Source organism: Amazonocrinis nigriterrae CENA67 (genome assembly GCF_016056305.1).
Taxonomy (GTDB): domain Bacteria; phylum Cyanobacteriota; class Cyanobacteriia; order Cyanobacteriales; family Nostocaceae; genus Amazonocrinis; species Amazonocrinis nigriterrae.
The window spans coordinates 110805-131707 of the sequence record NZ_JAECZC010000055.1 but is presented as its reverse complement, the minus strand read 5'-3'; the positions used below and the strand labels follow the sequence as shown (position 1 = coordinate 131707).

Annotated in this window: 19 protein-coding genes; 13 read left to right on the top strand and 6 right to left on the bottom strand. The window is 39.7% G+C overall.

The features are described 5' to 3' along the window. Window positions 1-54 precede the first annotated feature (54 nt). From I8748_RS22895 to I8748_RS22840, 12 genes are all read left to right on the top strand, one after another. Window positions 55-1143, top strand: coding sequence for a glycosyltransferase (locus tag I8748_RS22895; RefSeq protein WP_198126841.1), 1089 nt, complete (start codon window positions 55-57; stop codon window positions 1141-1143). Between the two features lie 57 nt (window positions 1144-1200). Further along, the gene (locus I8748_RS22890; protein ID WP_198126840.1) at window positions 1201-3429 is read left to right on the top strand and encodes a GumC family protein; all 2229 of its coding nucleotides are present in this window, start codon (window positions 1201-1203) and stop codon (window positions 3427-3429) included. Window positions 3430-4214: 785 nt separating this feature from the next. Continuing rightward, on the top strand, window positions 4215-4988 hold the full coding sequence (hepC, locus tag I8748_RS22885) for a heterocyst development glycosyltransferase HepC (protein WP_198126839.1): 774 nt from the start codon (window positions 4215-4217) through the stop codon (window positions 4986-4988). A 154-nt stretch (window positions 4989-5142) separates the two neighbouring features. Further along, window positions 5143-6975, top strand: coding sequence for a heterocyst formation ABC transporter subunit HepA (gene hepA, locus I8748_RS22880; protein WP_198126838.1), 1833 nt, complete (start codon window positions 5143-5145; stop codon window positions 6973-6975). Window positions 6976-7022: 47 nt separating this feature from the next. Further along, a complete protein-coding gene (locus tag I8748_RS22875) occupies window positions 7023-7985 on the top strand; it encodes a glycosyltransferase family 2 protein (RefSeq protein ID WP_214662705.1) in 963 nt (320 codons plus the stop codon). 159 nt (window positions 7986-8144) lie between these two features. After that, window positions 8145-9314 (top strand): glycosyltransferase family 4 protein, encoded by a 1170-nt coding sequence (locus I8748_RS22870; protein WP_198126836.1) that lies wholly within the window; start codon window positions 8145-8147, stop codon window positions 9312-9314. Between the two features lie 57 nt (window positions 9315-9371). Beyond that, on the top strand, window positions 9372-10499 hold the full coding sequence (locus I8748_RS22865; protein WP_198126835.1) for a glycosyltransferase family 4 protein: 1128 nt from the start codon (window positions 9372-9374) through the stop codon (window positions 10497-10499). Window positions 10500-10752: 253 nt separating this feature from the next. Next, window positions 10753-11754, top strand: coding sequence for a glycosyltransferase family 2 protein (locus I8748_RS22860; RefSeq protein WP_198126834.1), 1002 nt, complete (start codon window positions 10753-10755; stop codon window positions 11752-11754). Between the two features lie 63 nt (window positions 11755-11817). Continuing rightward, complete coding sequence (locus I8748_RS22855; RefSeq protein ID WP_198126833.1) at window positions 11818-12810, top strand: glycosyltransferase family 2 protein; 993 nt, start codon at window positions 11818-11820, stop codon at window positions 12808-12810. 107 nt (window positions 12811-12917) lie between these two features. Beyond that, window positions 12918-14120 carry a glycosyltransferase family 4 protein gene (locus I8748_RS22850; protein ID WP_198126832.1) on the top strand — a complete coding sequence of 401 codons (1203 nt, stop codon included), beginning with the start codon at window positions 12918-12920 and terminating at the stop codon, window positions 14118-14120. Continuing rightward, window positions 14038-14988: a glycosyltransferase gene (locus I8748_RS22845; protein WP_198126831.1), complete on the top strand. Its 951-nt coding sequence runs from the start codon at window positions 14038-14040 to the stop codon at window positions 14986-14988. Before I8748_RS22850 ends, I8748_RS22845 begins: the two co-directional genes overlap by 83 nt. A gap of 113 nt (window positions 14989-15101) precedes the next feature. Next, window positions 15102-16544: an O-antigen ligase domain-containing protein gene (locus tag I8748_RS22840; RefSeq protein WP_198126830.1), complete on the top strand. Its 1443-nt coding sequence runs from the start codon at window positions 15102-15104 to the stop codon at window positions 16542-16544. A gap of 118 nt (window positions 16545-16662) precedes the next feature. On the opposite strand, the gene I8748_RS22835 is transcribed toward I8748_RS22840, so the two are convergent. The 4 genes from I8748_RS22835 to I8748_RS22820 form a co-directional block, all read right to left on the bottom strand. Continuing rightward, window positions 16663-16872 carry a hypothetical protein gene (locus I8748_RS22835; protein WP_225896521.1) on the bottom strand — a complete coding sequence of 70 codons (210 nt, stop codon included), beginning with the start codon at window positions 16870-16872 and terminating at the stop codon, window positions 16663-16665. Then, a complete protein-coding gene (locus I8748_RS22830; RefSeq protein ID WP_198126829.1) occupies window positions 16869-17099 on the bottom strand; it encodes an addiction module protein in 231 nt (76 codons plus the stop codon). The genes I8748_RS22835 and I8748_RS22830 overlap by 4 nt, the downstream gene beginning before the upstream one ends. A 691-nt stretch (window positions 17100-17790) precedes the next feature. Next, the gene (locus I8748_RS22825; protein ID WP_198126828.1) at window positions 17791-18330 is read right to left on the bottom strand and encodes a DOMON-like domain-containing protein; all 540 of its coding nucleotides are present in this window, start codon (window positions 18328-18330) and stop codon (window positions 17791-17793) included. Beyond that, window positions 18327-19451 (bottom strand): phosphotransferase enzyme family protein, encoded by a 1125-nt coding sequence (locus I8748_RS22820; RefSeq protein WP_198126827.1) that lies wholly within the window; start codon window positions 19449-19451, stop codon window positions 18327-18329. The genes I8748_RS22825 and I8748_RS22820 overlap by 4 nt, the downstream gene beginning before the upstream one ends. Before the next feature lie 182 nt (window positions 19452-19633). On the opposite strand from I8748_RS22820, the gene I8748_RS22815 reads away from it, so the two are divergent. Further along, window positions 19634-20032 (top strand): helix-turn-helix domain-containing protein, encoded by a 399-nt coding sequence (locus I8748_RS22815; protein WP_198126826.1) that lies wholly within the window; start codon window positions 19634-19636, stop codon window positions 20030-20032. A gap of 30 nt (window positions 20033-20062) precedes the next feature. Here the strand turns inward: I8748_RS22815 and I8748_RS22810 are convergent, their stop codons facing one another. Together I8748_RS22810 and I8748_RS22805 are read right to left on the bottom strand one after the other, a co-directional pair. Then, the gene (locus I8748_RS22810) at window positions 20063-20398 is read right to left on the bottom strand and encodes a XisI protein (protein ID WP_198126825.1); all 336 of its coding nucleotides are present in this window, start codon (window positions 20396-20398) and stop codon (window positions 20063-20065) included. Beyond that, a complete protein-coding gene (locus tag I8748_RS22805; protein WP_198126824.1) occupies window positions 20386-20802 on the bottom strand; it encodes a XisH family protein in 417 nt (138 codons plus the stop codon). The genes I8748_RS22810 and I8748_RS22805 overlap by 13 nt, the downstream gene beginning before the upstream one ends. Between the last annotated feature and the right edge of the window lie 101 nt (window positions 20803-20903).

Here is a 20903-nt window from a genome sequence, read left to right as displayed (position 1 = left end):
ACGAACTACTAGGATTTTTCTCGTAATTAATCTATGGGGAAATAATATTTTCAGATGAAAATTGCTTTAGTCCATGATTATTTAACCCAGCGCGGTGGGGCTGAACGCGTTTTTGAATTACTTTGTAAGCGCTATCCGCAAGCGGATATTTTCACCTCTTTATATGACCCAGAAAAAACTATTGATCTGGGTGAGCGGATAGTGAAAACGACTTATTTGCAAAAAATTCCGGGCGCAGCAAAATATTTTAGATTGATGGCTCCTTTCTATTTTCCTGCTTTTCGCGCCCTGAACTTGCAAGACTACGATTTGATTGTAAGCAGTAGCACCAGCTTTGCCAAAGCAGTACGAAAACGCCCGGATGCACAACACATTTGTTTTTGCCATAATGTTACCCGTTTCTTGTGGGATACAGCAACTTATTTACGGGAGTATGGAGATTATAGATATTTTGCGCCTTTAATCGACAAGATTTTTCAAGTCATGAGAAAGGTAGACCTGAAATATGCACAGGAACCTGACCTTTATATTGCTAACTCCACTGTTGTTGCTCGTCGCATTCAAAGTATTTATGGAAAACAAGCATTTGTAGTTAACTATCCAATTGATACCAGTAACTTTGTTTTTTCAGATACAAAAGAAGAATATTATCTAGCCTCAGCCAGAATGATCAGTTATAAGCGTCTTGATATCATTGTCGAGGCTTTTAATTGGCTGGGTTGGCCGTTATTAATATCAGGTGATGGCCCAGAAAAAGAACGTTTAAAATCTAAAGCATTAGATAATATTGAATTCTTAGGGCACGTCAGTGATAAAAAACGCAAAGACTTGTTTTCCAAAGCGAAATCTGTCATAGTTGCAGCCTTAGAAGACTATGGATTAGTTCCAGTAGAGGCAAATGCTAGTGGAACACCAGTGATTTCCTATGGAGCAGGTGGGGTTTTAGATACTCAAATACATGGCAAAACAGGAGTGTTTTTTAAAAGACAAACACCTGAATCTTTGCAAGCTGCACTACTAGAGTCCGGACAAATCGCTTGGGATTATGAAAATATTCGTAATCATGCAGTGAATAATTTTTCGGAACAAGTATTTTTTAGTAAAGTTGAGCAAGTTATTGACCAAGCCTGTAGCATCTATTAATCATGCATGTGATTTGTTAGTTGTTTGCGGAGCGTTTCGCCCAGAAGGATAATAAACGTGGTTCAAACTAGTCTAAATCCCAGTCCAAATTCAGTTGCTGATCCAGAACCTGGTTATGGACAACTGTTTGCAGTATTTATTCGCAGATTTCCTTGGTTCTTAGCAGTATTGATCATTTCAGTTGCGATCGCAGCCTTCATAACTAGTAGAACAAAGCCTACCTACAGAAGCTCAATGCAGTTGCTAGTAGAGCCTAATTATCAAGGTAAAAAAGAAGGAACTGGGGTAGAAAGTCAGTTTACAGAACCTGATGTTCAGATAGATACTGCCACCCAACTGAATCTGATGCAAAGTTCGGGACTTATTCAAAAGGCAGTTGATAAACTGAAGTCTGACTATCCAGACATAACTGTAGATGAGATTAAAAACGCTCTCGTCTTAAATCAATTAAGGACAAAAGAGGACAACGTTGCTACGAAGATTTTCCAAGTAGACTATACCGATCAAGACCCAGATAAGACACAAAAAGTTCTCACTGCTATTCGGCAAGTCTATGTGGAATATAACAAACAACAGCAGGATTTGCGGTTACAAAAAGGTCTGCAAATCATCAGAGAACAGTTGAGTAAGGCCAGTGAGGAAGTAAACGCAGCAGAAACAAACCTGCAACGATTTCGCCGCAACCAAAATTTAATCGATCCAGAGTCACAGGCAAAATCGCTTGAAGAAGACTTGAACAAGATTCAGCAAGAACGCCGTGCAACTCGTTCTGAGTATGAAGAAGCTTTGGCACGGCAAAAATCTTTGCAAGAACAACTAAACCGTTCTCCACAAAATGCTTTGGTTGCTTCTCGTCTGAGTCAGTCTACTCGTTATCAAGGCTTACTGAACGAAATCCAAAAAACAGAGTTGGCACTAGCTCAAGAACGCTTGCGTTTCACAGATGCGACTCCCAGCGTGCAAAAGCTGAAAGAACAACTTCAAAGCCAGAAAGAATTACTACAACAAGAAGTAGGCAGGACTTTAGGTGTACAGTCTGCTGATGTATTCGCGTCTAAAGAACCTCTGCTTGAACAAGGACAGTTTGGTCAAATTGACCTCACCCTTGCCAGTCAGCTAGTAGAAACGCAGACATCCTTAGTCGCTTTAAGTGCCCGTGATCAAACTTTGGCACAGAAAGAAAGTCAACTGCGTGTTGAAATCAAACGCTTCCCGCCTTTATTGGCTTATTACAATCGCATCTTGCCACAGTTGCAATTTAGCCGTGAAAGATTAGAGCAGCTGTTGCGAGCAGAACAGCAATTGCGTCAGGAACTTGCCAAAGGTGGATTTAATTGGGAAGTTGTGGAAGAACCCCAAAAAGGTACGCAATTAGGCCCCAACATGAGGCAAAATCTGTTGTTGGGTGCAGTAGTTGGGTTAATGTTGGGAGGCGTTGCTGCCTTCATTCGGGAATCTGCTGATGATGCTGTTCATACCACTGCCGAGTTAGAAAAGCAGGTTGCTTTACCTTTGTTGGGTACAACTCCCAAATTGCCACCTGCTAGAACCAGAGATTCAGTCATCAAGTTGCCTTTTGGTAAGCCAGAAGTGTTGGCACCCTGGACAATTGAAGTCTTGCAATCTCCTCCACGTTGGGAATCGCTGGATCTGATCTACAAAAATATTGAGCTTTTGAATACTGTTTCTAGCTTGAAATCTTTGATGATCACTTCAGCTTTGTCAGACGAGGGTAAGTCAGCTTTAGCATTGGGCTTGGCAATGAGTGCTGCTCGTTTACACAAACGGGTATTACTGATTGATGCTAACTTACGCGATCCTAGTCTACATGAACAGCTGAATCTGCCCAATGAACAAGGGCTTTCAACTCTACTGGCCAGTGATATTACTCTCCCTAATCAGATTGGTATTCAATCTTCAGGTTCAGCTTACATCGATATTTTGACCGCTGGCCCAAGACCTGCCGATCCTGCAAATCTCTTGAGTTCACCCAGGATGATGCAATTGATGGCAGCTTTTGAGGATAACTATGATTTGGTACTGGTAGACGCTTCGCCAGTTCTCGGTTTGGTAGATGCCATACTTACAGCCTCATCTTGTCGTAGCGTCGTACTAGCAGCAAGCATTGGTAGAGTGACTAGAACTCAGCTGACTCAAGCTACAAATATGCTCAGCAAGTTAAATCTAATTGGGGTTGTGGCTAATGGTGTATCTAACTCTGGCAGCACCTATGTACAGTATCCCAAGCAATACCGATTTGCCTTGCCGCAAGTGGTGGAAAAATAGTTAGTATAGCAGGGCAGGGAGTTTTGCAACCTTGCTACTTACTTCATCTTTTATTGATAGTGCGATCGCGTCTTGTTAAAGTGCGATCGCACATATTTTTTATACCAATTTCCGATAATTGTTAGCGGTGCAGCGCTTGGCGACAACGCACCCTACATTCGATTCCCAATTCCCAATTCCCAATCTATTTGTAATTAATAAACCTTTTTATGGTAATATTTAGCTATGTTGTAATACTTAAGAATTAAGTATATTTATAATAACTTTATAATTATCTGAAGAAAGCGCTTACTATTTAAAGAGTAAGTAAAGAATCTATTTAAGTATATAGCTATTTCTCTAGAGTCTTATATCCTTATTATTGAAACTCGTTCCAAACAGTTAAAAGGTAACAACATACTAGTTCTGTTAAATTTATCGAAACAATAGTTAAACAAACTCAACTAAATGTAGAGATGGAGTTATGGAGTAATAAAATAATTGGGTGACTTTTCTCTGCATTTCGCCACCGTCTATAATCTCCATATAGAAACCCCAGTTTCCGAGCAAGCTTTCCATCTAGCTTTTCCCTAGCTATCTACTTAGTATCTCTGTCGTTTGTACATCTTTACCCAAAAGAACTCCAAAAGATGTGTACTTGTCCTCTAGACAAGTTAAAATGGTATATTTTTGCACGTAATTATCTACAGCTTTTGGCAGCAAAACAAGATTCGGATCGGAGTCTTTGGCATTCATAGCCTTTGATATCACCTCAGCAATTTACTATTGTGTAAATCCAAAGACATATGATAATCTCAATAATTCCGGCTCTACAGAATTACCATACAATAACCCCCCAATACCAAGATAATCCTTCTCCATACTGCACACTCCAGTGGCGGCAAGGTCAGCTCAGGGTGAAGTCTACCAAGTCTAACACTCAAGTTAAACAGCCATATTTACCTTCTGTTGATAACAAGCAATTGTTAGTCAAGTGCTTAAAAAATTCGCCTGTAAATTTAGTGAGTATAGATCCAGAACTGGGTGAAGCTTCGCTGCGGTTTTGGGCTGAGGCGTGTGAGCAAGCTCATAAACCAATATTCCTCCGTCTATCTTCCAGCAATCAACTGTCAAAACAAAGTAGGCAACCTTGGAGTTGGTTACAACAAACAATTGAGTGGATTATAGCTTTAGTGTTATTAGTTTTAGTCAGCCCATTAATCCTCGGATTAGTTGTGCTAACACAGGTTTACTCGCCAGAATCACTTTTTGCTTATGAGTGGTATGTGGGAAAGCGGGGTAAACTCTTTCGGGCAATCAAATTTCATACAACTGTAGACCATAATATTACACCCTTGGGGTATTTGATGTGTAAATATGGTCTGGAGAGTCTGCCACAGTTATGGAATGTGCTACGGGGTGAAATGAGTTTAATAGATTCTTGTGCTTACACTTTAGAAGATGCAGTACAGCTAAGTTTAGAAGCACAAAGGCATCCCAATCAACAACCACTAATCACAAGTTCGTGGGAAGTCGAAGCAGATTCTAATCTGTTGCATTTGGATAGGCAAACACTATAACTTAACGCCTACATATTGCATTTTTGGTCAGTTGTCAGTTGTCAGTTGTCAGTGGTCATTAGTTATTTATAATCCCAGTCCCCAGTCCCCAGTCCCCTACTATATCTATCTGTAGCCATCTGTCGAAATTCTCAAAATATTCTCAAAAATAGTCATGCTTGTTAACATTTTTCAACCAATCTTCAATCTATTCAAGGCTACGGATTTCTGGCAAAAAAACTATTTCATATTGCGAGAATTTAAATACTTCCGGCAAGTTGCTATTTTGGCTTTATTCTTCTCTTTCATGGCAGCAACATTTGAGGGTTTAAGTATTGGTTTTTTACTTTCATTTTTACAAAGCTTAACTGATCATAATGCTGCACCAATTCGCACAGGCTTTGATTGGTTTGATACTTGGATTTTAGCTGCTAATAGTTCAGCAATTAATAGACTATATAGAATATCTATTCTAATTTTGTTAAGTACTTGGATACGTGCTGGCTTCAATTACTTATCACAGGTATACACAGAAATTACTCAACTCTATTTAGCTGATCGCCTGCGTAAACGAATTTTTGAACAGTTACAAGGTTTGCCACTTAGTTACTTTGCTAAAACTCGCTCTGGTGAACTGATTAATACTATTACAACTGAAATTGAAAGAATCAAACAGTTATTCAGTGGCTCAGCATTTTTGATGACTAGAGCAATGACTGCTACTGTTTACTTTATCTCAATGTTTTTGCTGTCATGGCAACTTTCAGCCACTTCTTTACTTTTATTTACACTTGTGGGAGTGGGCTTATCAACACTGAATGCCAAAGCTAGAGAAACGAGTTTTAGTACTTCAATTGCTAACGGTAACTTTACCTCAACAGCAATAGAATTTATTAATGGGATTCGTACAGTTCAGGCATTTGCTACTCAAGACTTTGAGCGGCAGCGTTTTTATAAAGCTAGTGATAAAGTAGTCAGCACTGCAACTAAAGTTGTATTAACCTGGGCAATGGTCAGACCACTAGCTGAAGGTATAGCTAGTACAATTCTGATTGGAATGATTATTTTTGCCTTTACTGTTTTTGTACTCAATGGAACTTTACAAATTGCTTCTTTGCTAACCTTCTTCTTTGTATTATTTCGAGTTGTACCAATTGTTCAAGATATTAATGGCACGAGAGCGCACCTGAGTACATTACAAGGAGCAGCAGATAATATTAAAGAGCTTGTGAGAACTGATAATAAAAAATATTTGCCCAACGGCAAAATTAAATTTACTGGTTTAAAGCATTCAATTGATATAGTATCTGTAGATTTTGGCTATGATCCTAATAATTTAGTGCTAAATAATATTACCCTTAGCATTGAAAATGGCAAGACCACAGCGTTAGTCGGTGCGACTGGTGCAGGTAAAAGTACATTGATAGATTTAATTCCCCGATTTTACGATCCAACAGAAGGTAATGTACTAATTGATGGAGTTGATCTGCGAGGATTTGATATCAATTCATTGCGACAAAAAATTGCAGTTGTCAGCCAGGATACATTTATTTTCAACACTTCTGTTTGGAATAATATTGCTTATGGTATAACAGGAGCGCGGGAAGCAGAAATTAGAGAAGCTGCACGACTAGCAAATGCACTGGAATTTATTGAAGAAATGCCAGAAGGCTTTGATACACAACTTGGAGATAGAGGCGTGCGCTTATCTGGAGGACAACGCCAACGAGTTGCGATCGCTCGTGCTTTACTACGCGATCCAGAAATTTTGATATTGGACGAAGCTACAAGCGCTCTAGATTCTGTCACTGAGCGATTAATTCAAGAGTCTCTAGAAAAGCTTTCAGTCGGTCGAACAGTAATTGCGATCGCTCACCGCTTATCAACTATTGTTCGAGCTGATAAAGTTGTTGTCCTCGAAGAGGGACGAATCGTAGAACAGGGAGGATATCAAGAGTTGCTAGAGCAAAAAGGCAAGCTCTGGAAATATCACCAAATGCAACATTAATTAACTTCAATTAACTTTAGTTCAATGCTTTGTAATTTAAATTATTGATGACTATGACATTAGAATTGCAGTCTCACTCAGTTTCGATTTTGATTTGCACTTGTAACCGTGCAGAAAGCTTGCGTCATACTTTAGAATCATTGGCGCAAGTGAATGTACCAGAAAACTTATCGTGTGAATTGATTGTAGTGGATAATGCTTCGAGCGATCGCACCGCTGAAATTATCCAATCTTTTTCTATGCCAAATATGCCAGTTCGCTATATTAGCGAACTCCAGCGTGGTTTATCAAAAGCTCGTAATGCTGGTATTGCAGCAGCGCGGGGAGAGATTATCTTGTTTACAGATGATGATGTTCGACCACCGCACAATTGGATTGAGGGAATGTGTGCGCCTATTTTAGCTGGAACAGCCGAAGCTGTTGCTGGTGGTGTGAAAATTGCGCCACATTTGGATAGAGAATGGATGCAGCCTATTCATCGTGCATATTTTGCATCTTCAGAGTTTATTGATCCCCAGGCTCCTCAATTTTTAATAGGAGCCAATATGGCATTCTTAAAACAAGTATTAGTTAAAATACCTGGATTTGATACTGAAATCGGGCCAGGAGCAATAGGTTATGGTGACGATACATTATTCACAGCACAAATTCTGCAAGCTGGATACCGAATTGCTTCAGCTTTAGACGTGGTTGTAGAACACCATTTTGACGAGTCCAGGTTACTGCGATCGCATCTGATGAATGCTGCACAAAAAGCGGGACAAACATCAGCTTACCTTGCACATCACTGGGATCATACTCAGATTTCTTTTCCCAGGTTAAGGTTGCTCAAGTGCTTAATTAATTTTGGTTTTTGGCGTTTAAAGACATGGCGACATCCTTTAAAATCAGAAGGTTTGCTTCCACAAGAGTGGGAACTTATCCATATTATCAATTTTTACAAACAGTATTTAGTTGAGTGGAGAAGAAAGCCAAACTATCAGCAATATGGATTAGTAAAAAATTCTTAATAATTATTCTTGATAGAACAGCGATCGCTGGGGAAAATGACCTGACAGGCAGACCTATTATTGATAAATTTGTGAATAATCTTCCTGATATAATCCCTGACGAGTGTATTTCTGATCAAACCTACCAATATTTGAATCAACTATTACTAATTGCCAGTGATGAAAATTACTCTTACTTGTAATACAGGTTTTGGTACAGGAGGACAGGGAGGTTGTTTAGCAAATGCTGCAACAGGTTTAAACCAATTCGCAGATTTAACTGTATTGTGTTCTGGTGAAGAAAAACCTCAAACTAGTTTTCCTGTTTATCCTTTAGGATCTTCCCAATGGAGTCGCAGATTATTAGCGACTCCTGTGTTACGTCGTCGCAATGATTTGGCTGTATTGTTGAGCGATTTATATTTTGATAAGCAAGTAAGTAAATACCTAAAATCCCAATCCTGTGACTTAATTATGGGGGTAGCAGGACAAACGAATTTAGGTTTTAAAGCTGCTAAACAAAAAGGTGCGATCGCTTGGTTATATTGCCTCAATAATTATCTTCCATTCATGCAGCAACAAATTCAGCAAGAAATGGAATTCCTCTCTGAACCTACTGTAGCGACGATGAATCCCATAATGCTGCAACGCTTTTTAGGAGAGTGTGAACAAGCTGATTTAATCGTTGTCCTTTCAGAAGTGGCAAAACAAAGTTTTATTCAAGCTGGATTTTCACCAAACCAAATTGCAGTCCTCACACCTTTTGTAGATACAAATAGATTTCGTCCTACTCCTAAGCAGGATGAAGTTTTCCGCGTGCTTTATGTCGGAACAATTGAACCTCGTAAAGGAGTACCTTATTTAGTTGATGCTTTTATAAAAGCTGAGATTCCTAATTCCGAATTATTAATCGTTGGAGGTACTTCCACCCGTGCCTTGCGGATATTCATGGAAAATACCTTAAGCAAACATGCCAATATTAAACAAGAATTTTGGGATTTTAGCCGTGTCGATCCGACAGAAGTATTTGGCAGATGTTCTGTTTTAGTTTTACCTTCTGTAGAAGATGGTTTTGGCTTAGTCGCATTAGAAGCAATGGCTTGTGGATTGCCTGTTATTGTTACTTCTCAATGTGGTGCAGCTGATGTAGTCGAAAACGCAGTGAATGGTTTTGTTGTGCCTCCTAGAGACATTCAAGCTATCACAGATAAACTTTTATTTTTCGCTAACAATGAACCAACTCGCCAAGAAATGGGTAAATCTGCCAGAATCACATCTGAAAAACAAACTCAAGAAGTTTATCAACAAACCCTAGAACAAATATTTAGAAATCAAGGATTACTTAACTAATTGAAAATATAAATTTGCCTCACGCAAAGGCGCTAAGGCGCAAAGGTACAATGAAATATGACTTATCAAGTAGTTAATAAAAAAATAATTTCTCACTGCACTAATGCTGATATTAGTGGCGGTGGTGGGATTGAAACTTATGTAGCTTCATTGGTACATTCTCAAATTCCAGGTGTGAGCGCTCATACTATCACTGATTTAAAAAATGTCGATCAGAGACAGTTTGAATTGCTTCACATTCACGATCCAGATATGTTAATGGATTTGCGTTCAGAATGTCCAGCAATATTTACCTTACACAATCATTCTACTTACTGTCCCAGCGGTACGAAGTATTTAGCAGACCGAAACAGAGTTTGCGATCGCCCGATGAATCCTCTAGGATGTACCTGGGGACATTTAATAGATGGTTGTGGTAGCCGCCGACCACAAAATATTCTTCAAGACTGGTGGAATGCTTACCAGCCTTTAGAGATACTGAAAAAACTCAAAATTCCAGTAATTGCTAATAGTGATTATGTGCGTCAGCAAATCATTATGAGTGGTTTATCACAAGAGCGGGTGTTTACACTGCGTTGTGGTGTGCAACCACCCAAGAGTCCTACAGCAGCTTTAACTAGGGAAATTCATCAAAAACAGCGGATTTTGTTTGCTGGTCGCATTGTTCCTTATAAAGGCATTGAATGGCTAATTAAAGCTTTAGCAAAAACCGACCCAGGAATTCATCTTGATATAGCTGGTGATGGTTGGGGTAAGCCAACTATGGAAAAATTAGCACACCAGATGGGGTTAAGCGATCGCATTACTTGGCATAGTTGGTGTCACGGCGAGAAATTAGAAGAACTTTATCAACAGTGCTTTGCTGTGGTTTTTCCTAGCGTTTGGCCTGAACCAGCCGGTCTTGTAACTCTGGAAGCTTATGCACGTTATCGACCTGTAATTGCTAGTGCAGTTGGAGGAATTCCAGAACATCTGCGAGATGGTGAAACAGGTATTCTTGTCCCACCAAATGATATTCCAAAGTTAGCTGCTGCTATCAATGAACTAGCGTCAAACTATCAAAAAAGCCGAGACATGGGAAAAGAGGGTAAAGCTTGGTTTGAGCAAGAATTTACTATTGATGTTCACATTCAGCGGCTAGAAGAAATTTACGAAAAGACTATTGCTGAATTTCATGGTAGATAAACGAACCGCCCTTCGGGTGACGCTCGCAAGCTCGCTACCGCTGCGCTAACGCCACTTTGCCATCGACGCAAGGCGCCAAGACGGCAAGTGGACTCACCAAGGACGCCAAGGAAGAGAGAAATAAATATTTAATACAAGTTTATAAAAAATTAGTAACTTTCATTACTCCGTGTCCTCTGTGTCTCTGTGGTTCGTTATTCCCTGATTTGTGCGTAATTAATAACTTTGATTTGTGTAAACCTGAGAATTCATAATGGAAAGCTCGACACCGAAAATTGTAGTCATTACTCCTGTAAAAAATGAAGCCTGGATTTTAGACCGCTTCTTATCTGTTACTAGTGAATTTGCTGATTATATTATTATTGCAGACCAAAACTCAACTGATGGTAGTCAGGCTATTTGTAAAAAATATCCCAAAGTTATCTTGATTGAAAATAAATCAGATAAATTCAATGAAGCAGAGCGACAATTGTTATTGATTAAAGCTGCGAGAGATTTAATATCAGAACATAAAATTATTTTAGCTTTAGATGCTGATGAAATATTAGCCGCTAACGCCATCAAAACTCAAAGCTGGCAAACAATGCTCAAAGCCAAGCCAGGAACAGTATTATTTTTTGAAAAGCCAGATTTATTTGTCACAACCCATCAATGTATTAGAACTGGTATTCTTACACCCCTTGGTTATGTTGATGACGGAGCCGAACATCAGCCACAATCTATTCATAGCGTGAGAATTCCAATGCCAGAATATGCGGCAAGATTGCATATTCATGATATTAAAGTCTTGCACTATGCCGTGACTCGTTTAGATGCACATGCTGCCAAAATTCGCATGTACAGTGTTATAGAAAATGTTTTGGGAGTTGGTAATAGTATTGGTAGACGGACTCGCTACACTTCCCAACAAGATTACTTGAAGCTTGGTAAAGTCGAAACTGCTCCTAATGAATGGTTTGCAGGCTGGGAAGAACAGGGAATTGATATGCATACAATTATCAAACAAAAATATTATTCTTACGATTTTGAAGTTCTTCGTTACTTCCATAAATATGGATTGCGTCGCTTCTGGATAGAAGACATTTGGAAATTTGATTGGGAAGCATGTCGTCAATATGCCAAATCGCAAGGAATGCTTGATATACCTGATTATAAAATTCCCAAGCAATCTAAGTTATTGAATTTCATCGCCGATACAATCGCTAATTTATATGTTTACACCAGAGCAGTACTCAGTTTTATAAAACTGATTTAAAACCTCGATAAAGTCATCAAAAAATCGATAGTTATGAGCAAGATGAGTGATGGTGCATAAAAGATGCTTGAGTATAATCAATTCAACGAACCACTAGTTAGCGTTGTTATTCCCACTTATAATAGACCAGAGTATTTGAAACAAGCGATCGCTAGCGCAATTCAACAGACTTATCAAAATATCGAAATCATTGTTTCTGATAATTGTAGCCCCGAAAATCCTCAACCCATTATCGAATCATTTAACGATAAACGCATTAGATTTTGGCGACAACAGCAAAATATTGGGATGCTAGCTAATCAAATGCACGCCTTCAAAATGGCACAAGGCAAATACGTTGCTAGCCTCCACGATGATGATATGTGGAATGAAGACTTTTTAGCAAAGCTAGTTCCACCCCTAGAAGAAAATCCAGAATTAATTCTTGCTTTTTGCGACCAATATATCATTGATGCACAAAGCGAAATTAATCATGCGCTAACTGAAGAAAATACACAAGCTTACAAACGTGACAAATTAACACAAGGAGTTTATCAAACTTTTGCCAAAATTGGCTTAGTAGATAAAAGTATACCTACAGCCGCCGCCTGTGTGATTCGCAATAATATTATTGATTGGGATAGCATTCCCTCAGAAGTTGGTGGAATGTGGGATTTATATTTAACCTATCTTTGCTGTATATCTGGTTATGGTGCTTACTATCATCCAGAAAGATTAACGCGATATCGTACTCATGAGCAAACTGATACTATGCTGAGTGGAAGTAAGGATGCTCAAGCCAAAATTCGCAAAGCTAAAAGCGAAATATTTTGCTACAAAATATTTAGTCAAGACGAACGTCTAAAAGAATTTCAACCGTACTTTGAGCAAAAATGCTTAGAAGCTCATACAACTTTAGCTATTGGCTTACTACGAAATCAACAAACAGCAGCAGCACGTCCCTATCTTTGGCAAGCATTAAGCCAACAAAAATTTAACTTGCGAACTATAGCAGCACTTACTATCAGTTTTACTCCTCGACCATTAGCTAATCAATTACTTGGAATATCAAAATAGGAATTTTCTCACGCAGAGACGCAGAGGCGCGGAGAGTTTATTAATTAATTTCTTTGTGTCTTTGTGTCTTGGTGGTTCGTTTTTCAAAATTTTTTATCATTAATGATATGAAACTTTGCATAATAACGCACAAACTTCAAAAAGGTGATGGTCAAGGAAGAGTCAACTATGAAGTTGCTAAAGAAGCAATTCAACGCGGTCATCAACTAACATTATTAGCTAGTGAAATAGCGCCAAAACTAGAAAATAATCCTCAAGTAAATTGGATTGAAATTCCAGTCAAAAACTACCCCACAGAATTTATTCGTAATTTTATTTTTAGTAAAACAGCTACTGATTGGTTACATCAATATCGCTCTAAATTTGATTTAATAAAAGTCAACGGAGCAATTACCACAGCAGCAGCCGATATTAACGCTGTACATTTTGTACATAGTTCTTGGTTAAAATCACCTGCTCACATTTCCCGCATTCGCCGCGATTTTTACGGCTTTTATCAGTGGTTATATACAGCATTAAATGCCCATTGGGAAAAACAGGCATTCCAAAAAGCAAAAATCGTTGTTGCAGTATCCGAGAAAGTCGCCCAGGAATTAGTCAGCATTGGTGTACCTCGTTCTCGTATCCGCGTGATTGTTAATGGTGTGGATTTACAAGAATTTGCCCCTGGAACAGCTTTTAGGCAACAATTAGGTCTACCTCAAGATGTAACTTTAGCCTTATTTGCCGGAGATATCCGCACAACCAGGAAGAACTTAGATACGGTGCTACACGCCTTAGTGAAAGTTCCCGATTTACATCTAGCGGTGGTGGGTGCAACTGAAGGTAGTCCCTTTCCACAACTAGCAGCCTCTCTAGGGTTAACTGAAAGAGTGCATTTTCTCGGATACCGTCGTGACATCGCTGAAATTATGCGGGCTGTGGATTTATTTGTTTTTCCTTCCCGATACGAGGCTTGCACGTTGGTATTGTTAGAAGCCCTTGCTTCTGGATTACCTGTAATTACTGCCACAGCAACCGGTGGTGCAGAAATAGTCACACCGGAGTGTGGCATAGTTTTGCCCGATACAGACAATATCGATGCTTTGGCGGCGGCGTTGTTGTCTTTAGTCAGCGTAGAGGCAGAAATGCAACGCATGGGTAAAGCAGCCCGCACAGTAGCAGAACAACATAGCTGGACAACTATGGCACAAACCTATGTGGATCTATTTGAGGAGTTAATCAAGCATGAAGAACACCGTTCTCATACCAACCTATCGCCGTCCTCTAGATCTATCACGCTGCCTTTTGGCGCTACAGGTGCAAACTAAACCAGTCGATCAGGTAATAGTAGTTGTCCGCGATACGGATATTGAAACTTGGCAATTCCTTGCAGAGTTCAATCCGCAAAATCTACCATTGCAAACTGTGAAGGTGACACAACCGGGAGTAGTCGCAGCCCTCAACGCCGGACTAGCAGTCGTGAAAGGAGATATTCTTTCCATTACTGATGATGATGCTGCACCTCATCGGGATTGGTTAGAACGAATCAACGCTCACTTTATATCAGATAGTTGCATTGGTGGAGTCGGTGGGCGTGATTGGATACACCGCGACACCAAAATTGAAGATGATTCCCGCTTGGTGGTTGGCAAGTTGCAGTGGTTTGGTCGTGTCATTGGCAACCATCACCTGGGAGTGGGAGAACCCCGCGAAGTCGATGTTCTCAAAGGCGTAAACATGAGTTTTCGTACCCAGGCGATCGGACAATTACGTTTTGATGAGCGGATGCGCGGCACAGGGGCGCAAGTACACTTTGAAATGGCATTTACCCTGGCACTCAAGCGGGCTGGTTGGAAGATTATTTATGATCCTAGCGTTGCCGTAGATCACTATCCAGCACAACGTTTTGATGAAGACCAACGGCACAACTTTAATGAAATTGCCTTTATTAATTTAGTCCATAATGAAACTTTAGTTTTACTAGAGCATTTGCCACCTTTACGTCGGACTGTATTTTTGCTTTGGGCCATATTAGTAGGCACAAGAGATAGTTTCGGCTTCGTGCAATGGCTGAGACTTTTACCCAGCCAAGGCCAACTAGCAACTAAAAAGTGGCTAGCATCCTGGCGTGGACGTTGGCAAGGATGGCAGACATACGGTGGGGAATGGGGAACTCGGGGCCCCCTCTGGGGATAAGGGGCAATGGGGAATGGGGAATAGGGAATGGGCAGTAAGTTTTAACACGAATTAGTAATTAAAAAATCTAAAATCCAAAATCTAAAATCCAAAATCTAAAATCTAAAATTGGTATGGTTTACAATCAAATACTTTTTAATAGTTTTTTACAAGCACATTTTTCTCCTAAAGAGCGATCGCTCCAGGGTTGGATAGTTATCCTTGGCTTTGTACTATTGACAATAGCTTGTTATTTTGTGGGTTTTGCTGCCATGCTGCGCCTGATTTATCCAGCAGCAGCTCTGGTTGTCGCCATATTTTTATACTTGCGGCATCCCATTCTTTATATCGGTTTTAACTGGTGGGTGTGGTTTCTCACGCCTTTAGTTGTTCGTTTAGTTGACTATCGAGTTGGCTGGGATCCCACCCGTCAGATGCTCATCGCACCTTATTTAGTGTCTTTCGTCAGTATAGCCACCTTTTTACGATACTTTCCTAGTGCTGCTCGTCAGGGAGGCTTACCTTTTGTTTTGGCTGCTTTAGGGGTATTCTACGGTTTTCTTGTTGGTATTATTTATAATCAACCCATCCCTGTAGCACGCAGTTTACTGGACTGGCTTAGCCCCATCATCTTTGCTTTTCACTTATTTATGAACTGGCGAGATTATCCCAGCTATCGCCAAAACATGCAGCGCACATTTTTCTGGTGCGTGTTACTCACAGGTGCTTATGGTGTGTATCAATTTGTCGTGGCTCCTGAGTGGGATCGTTATTGGCTGATAGAATCAAAACTGTTTACCAGTTCTGGAGATCCTGTTCCTTTTGGGATGCGTGTGTGGAGTACAATGCACTCAGTTGGCCCCTATGCAACTGTGCTGCAAACTGGTTTATTGTTAATGTTCACCAGTCGCCAAAACTTTTTAACTTTTCCTGCTTCAGCATTTGGTTATTTGTCGTTTTTACTTACCCAAGCACGTAGTAATTGGGGCGGTTGGTTATTCGGGATAGTGATGATTTTGGCTTCGGCTAAAGCACGTACTCAAATGCGTTTAATTACCATAATTTTGGTGATGGCAATGTGTGTTGTGCCATTAACAACCATCGAACCAATTTCTAAAGTTGTGGCAGATCGTATGGAAAGTTTTACTAATCTGCAAGAGGATAGTAGCTTTAGAGATAGATCGGGAAACTATGACAGAAACCTCAGTTTAGCTCTGACAAATGGTCTGGGTAACGGTTTAGGAAATATTTGGAAGGTAGACGAAAAAACAGGTAAAATTGAAGTTTTTGTGGTTGACAGTGGCATTTTAGATATGTTTTTCACCTTGGGTTGGTTTGGCGCCATCCCTTATATGGGTGGTTTAATTTTGTTGCTTGTGAGTGTGTGTAACTATAGTGAAGCTCGTTTTGATAATTTTGTCAGTGCAGCCCGTGCTATTGGTATCAGTTCTTGCGCTCAGCTAATTATTAGCAGCGGAATGCTGAGTGTGATGGGAATGATTCTTTGGGGATTTTTGGCTATGGCTTTGGCAGCACATAAATACTATCAGCATGAACAAATTAATACATATAAATAAGTGTATATTCTCGGTTGGGAGTTGGGGGCGATCGCTATTCCTTACGACTTTTCCAATATCCAGGTTCTCGACTAGAATGCATCACAGCTAAAATTAGAATGTAGTCCTCTTCAATTGTCTAAATAATTCCATAAGGAAACTTTCGTATTAGGTAGCGCCTAATATCCTCATCAATTATTCGCCAGCGAGTAGGCGACTCTCTAATTTTATAAACTGCATCTTCTACTGCATTGATAAAAGCTTGGGCTAATTCTGTACGACTTCCAGCATAATATTGAACTGCTTGAGAATATTCAGTCAGCGCTTCAGGGTGAAAAACATATTTCATTGTTCTAGGAGTCGTCTGACTTGTGCTAATGCTTCTTCCCCTGGTATAGGTTCAACATCTTGGGTGCGAATTTCATCTCGTCTTCGCTTTGCCTCTGTTATCCAAACTGCTTCTATTTTAGGATCACTATCAAATTCTAAGCTTTCGATTAGCTTTTCTGCTAGTAAAGCTCTTGATTCATTTGGCAAAGACAATGCTTCTTGCATCAGTTGTTCAAGAGACAACATAATCACACAACTGCTGTTTAACTTCTGCTTTCAGTATACCTTAACTATAAAAAACAGCCTTTGTAGAATTACTGTTTGGAATGCAAATGGTGAAGCATTGCCTTCTAATTTGTAATTTTTAACAAAACTATAAGTAAAATCAATGCGATCGCAATTTGATTTCAAAACGCCCGATGGCAGGTCAGAAGCAAGGGCGAGCGCTATTATTTACTTGTAAAGCTAGTAAATATGTAGCATTGTTACTTCTTAACTGTCTTAACTGTCTTTTGAATTTTCTTCTTAACTGTCTTAACTTTCCTTGCATTTTTCTGAGGACACTGAGAATATATTTTTATCGCATACTTGATTAAAAAAACACTCATCAAGTCCCTATACAGAATTACACAAAAATCTTAGCTTCAAAACTTAACTCGAACAGTCTTAAATCTTTTGTCAACAACAAGATTCCTAACTTATTATAAAAGTTGGGAATCTTTTCCTTTTAATTGTGAAAATCTCTCTTAATTCTCTCTGCGTTCTCTGCACCTTAGTGAAACAGTCGCACATCATAAGCCTTGCGTCGATTACGATCTCAAGAGCGATCTTTGACGCAGGAGCGTCACTGCTGTTAACGAAGTGCGAGTCTTCTCACAAAGGGAGAAGGGTAGGGTGAGGCGGTTCGTTATCAGAGCAACCTACATCAAAACATATTTCACAATTTAATGATGAAACTTTCTCGCAGATGAAAGTCAGCCTCCACGCCTTGATGAGTTAATGCCCAATAAGTTACTTCAGTGCTTATTTGTTTGATCACAGCGGTGATAGCAACCTCGATAACTTGATTTACTGAGACGATTTTACTCAAATCGACATCTAAAGTCAGTGTCAAACTATCAGATTGATTATCAACATTAAACGGGAGTTTCGTAAAGGCTGTTTCTTCTTGCATCCCTTGACGGTATCCATCAAAATGATAGACATTCCAGTCTCCAGCAGGGGAGAGGTTGAATTCCCAATAGCTTGGAGAATCTTTGATACCGAGGAAGAACTCAAAACAGGTATCTTTCCACAGTTCATGCTTTCGCGCTGGTGTGTCTGAGGGTGGGGCAATAACGATTTCTTTTAATTCACCCAGAAGCGAATAGCAGATAATAAGTTTATTAGCATGTCGGGCGATATTGCCTGCAATTTTCAAATTGGGTAGAGACTCGCTAAAAGAGAAAGGTTGTAGGAAAAAGGTTTGCTCGTTCATTTCATATCCTCGATAATAGAGCGAATCTGGGTTTCTTGGGATTCGATACTCTCGGTAAGCTTAAACTGAACGATCGCTCTTTCTAAGTTATGTTCTGGATGTTTAACTTTAAAATAGACATTGCCGGCTAAATAGTCAGCAAAAAACCTCAGCCCTAACTCAAAGGCAATCAAACGAATTGCATCGTACATGTATGCATAGTCATTTTCTGTGAGAAACGCCTTAGCTATGGATAGATAACCTTCGAGAATTTCCTTACATAAATCAGTATCGAAATAAACATCATTCCAATCCGCAGCTTCTTCGCCGGCAGGATTGCAGCCCGATCGCAAGCAATCACCAATGTCATAATGTACTAGTCCTGGCTTAACAGTATCAAGGTCTATGACGCTGACGGCTTTTTGAGTGGCAGTGTCAAACATCACATTGTTAATTTTGGGGTCGCCGTGCATCAGCCGCAGTGGTAGCTTACCTTCAGCTTTGGCATTTTCTAGGATATGTGCAAAGAGTTGGCGATCGCTAACAAACTGCAAACAATAATTTACTTCTGGGGATGGGTGCGGAGTAGTTTTCGCCAGAACTTCTTGATATTGTTGCAGGTAAAGCGGTGTAATATGAAATCCCACGAGAGTATCGGCGAGTTTTTCCGGTGACAAATCGCTAATTAGATTGTGGAACATCCCCAGAGCATAACCGATTTCTTTGGCGTGTGAGCGATCGCTCATGGTGTCGAAGGACTGCGAACCTTCAATAAAGCTGATAGCCCGCCAGAATGAACCCTCTGCATCTCGCCAATGGTCTTGATTATCCTTAGTCAACAACACGCGCGGTACTTCCCAACGACGGCTGAAGGGGGTCTTTTGTAACCTTTTGTGAACATGCTCAGTAAAGATACACATATTCTGCATGATCAGTTGAGGCTGGCGAAATACTTGCGTGTTGATGCGTTGCAGGACAAAATGCTGCAATTGGGAAGCATCCAGCGTTACCAAAAACGTGTCATTAATATTACCACTACCAAACGCTTGAACAGCCGTCACCTGACCTTGAAGCGTGAATTGGTTAGCAATGGCAACAAGATTGTCCGTAGCCTGTGTTTTAAAATTTTCTATTATGTTCATGTTTCACCTGCACTACTCCTCACGTCATTGCACAAAGGCAATAGGAGACATAGTAACTTAAGTTTCACCTTTGGTCTGTATCAAAGTGTTGCAGGTGTTGTTGACTTTTACCTCTCATTTTGAGAGTATATCCAGCAAATATTTTCTCACACACGCTGAATACGACAAAGATAAATGGAAAAATGACCCTTACTTTTAACCAAAGTATCTATCGCAATTTGTTAGCCGAAGTTACTCCTATAGCAATTGAAACTGAGGAGGAGTACGAACGAATTTTGAATATAGTAGAACAGCTAACTTTTAATAAAAATCGCACAACAGAGGAGCAAGCTTTATACAAGTTACTAGTAATATTAATTGAAGCATATGAAACGGATAATTATCCAATTGATCAATCAGCACCTCATGAAATTTTGCAACACGTTATGAAAGCCAGCGGAACCCGCCAAGCAGATTTAGTAGGCATTATTGGATCAAGTGGTGTGGTATCAGAGGTTGTGAATGGTAAGCGCTCAATTAGTAAAGCACAAGCGAAGGCGCTGGGGGAATATTTTAAAGTATCCCCTAGTTTGTTTATTTAAGAGTTTTTGAGCTTTTTATAATTTGATTTATCAAGCAACGCCATAATCGGTATACTGCCGTTTGTATGGAGGTTGTAATCCAAGTACAATATCCTCTCTTGGTACTCCCATTTTAACTAGTTCTTCTGCGGGATTCTGATCAGTTAAATTTTGCTGAAGCCAAATTTTTCCATCTTTAATATCGAAATGCATCACGCATCGATAAATACGATTAAAGTGCTGCCAACCAACATTCATCCACTGATAATGATCTCGCTCAGTGTCTAAGATGAGTTGAACTTCTACCTCGTCATTCGAGATATCATAACTGGTATAGCGAGTCAGCAGTGTTTTAATATACTCTCGATATTTTGCTACCTTATCCACTGCACAATCACCTCATTTGCTGGATCGTAAACAATTAGTAGGATCTGATATTGTTCTAGCGCAATTTGCGTGAACTCAAGTTGAAAAAATGTTTGGTATGCGTCTAACGGAACTGCAAGATATAATACTCGCTCTGGTTCTGTAGCTTTCAATACAAGGCGATAACTGAGGAATTGCCCCAAAGCAGAGTAAAAATCTGTAATTGCAGAAGGATTAAGAAAGCTTTTAATCTCAACGGCTATTTTATCACCTGCTTTTTCTGCGGCAATTAGTTTCTCTGCACCAAGATCAACCTGAAAATTGACATCCCCAAATTTAAATCTTAGTGGGTCGTCTGTAATCAACCACTGCTCTTTTTCTAGAGCTTGCTTTACCGTTTCGTGAAAAATATCTTTTGCAGACACGGGTGAAATAAAAAAATAACACTGCCCTCTAAAAATTGTAGTCGATAAGATGCTTCATTTTTTTCGGAATTTAGATCCAAGTTTAGTATAGCGGTGATATG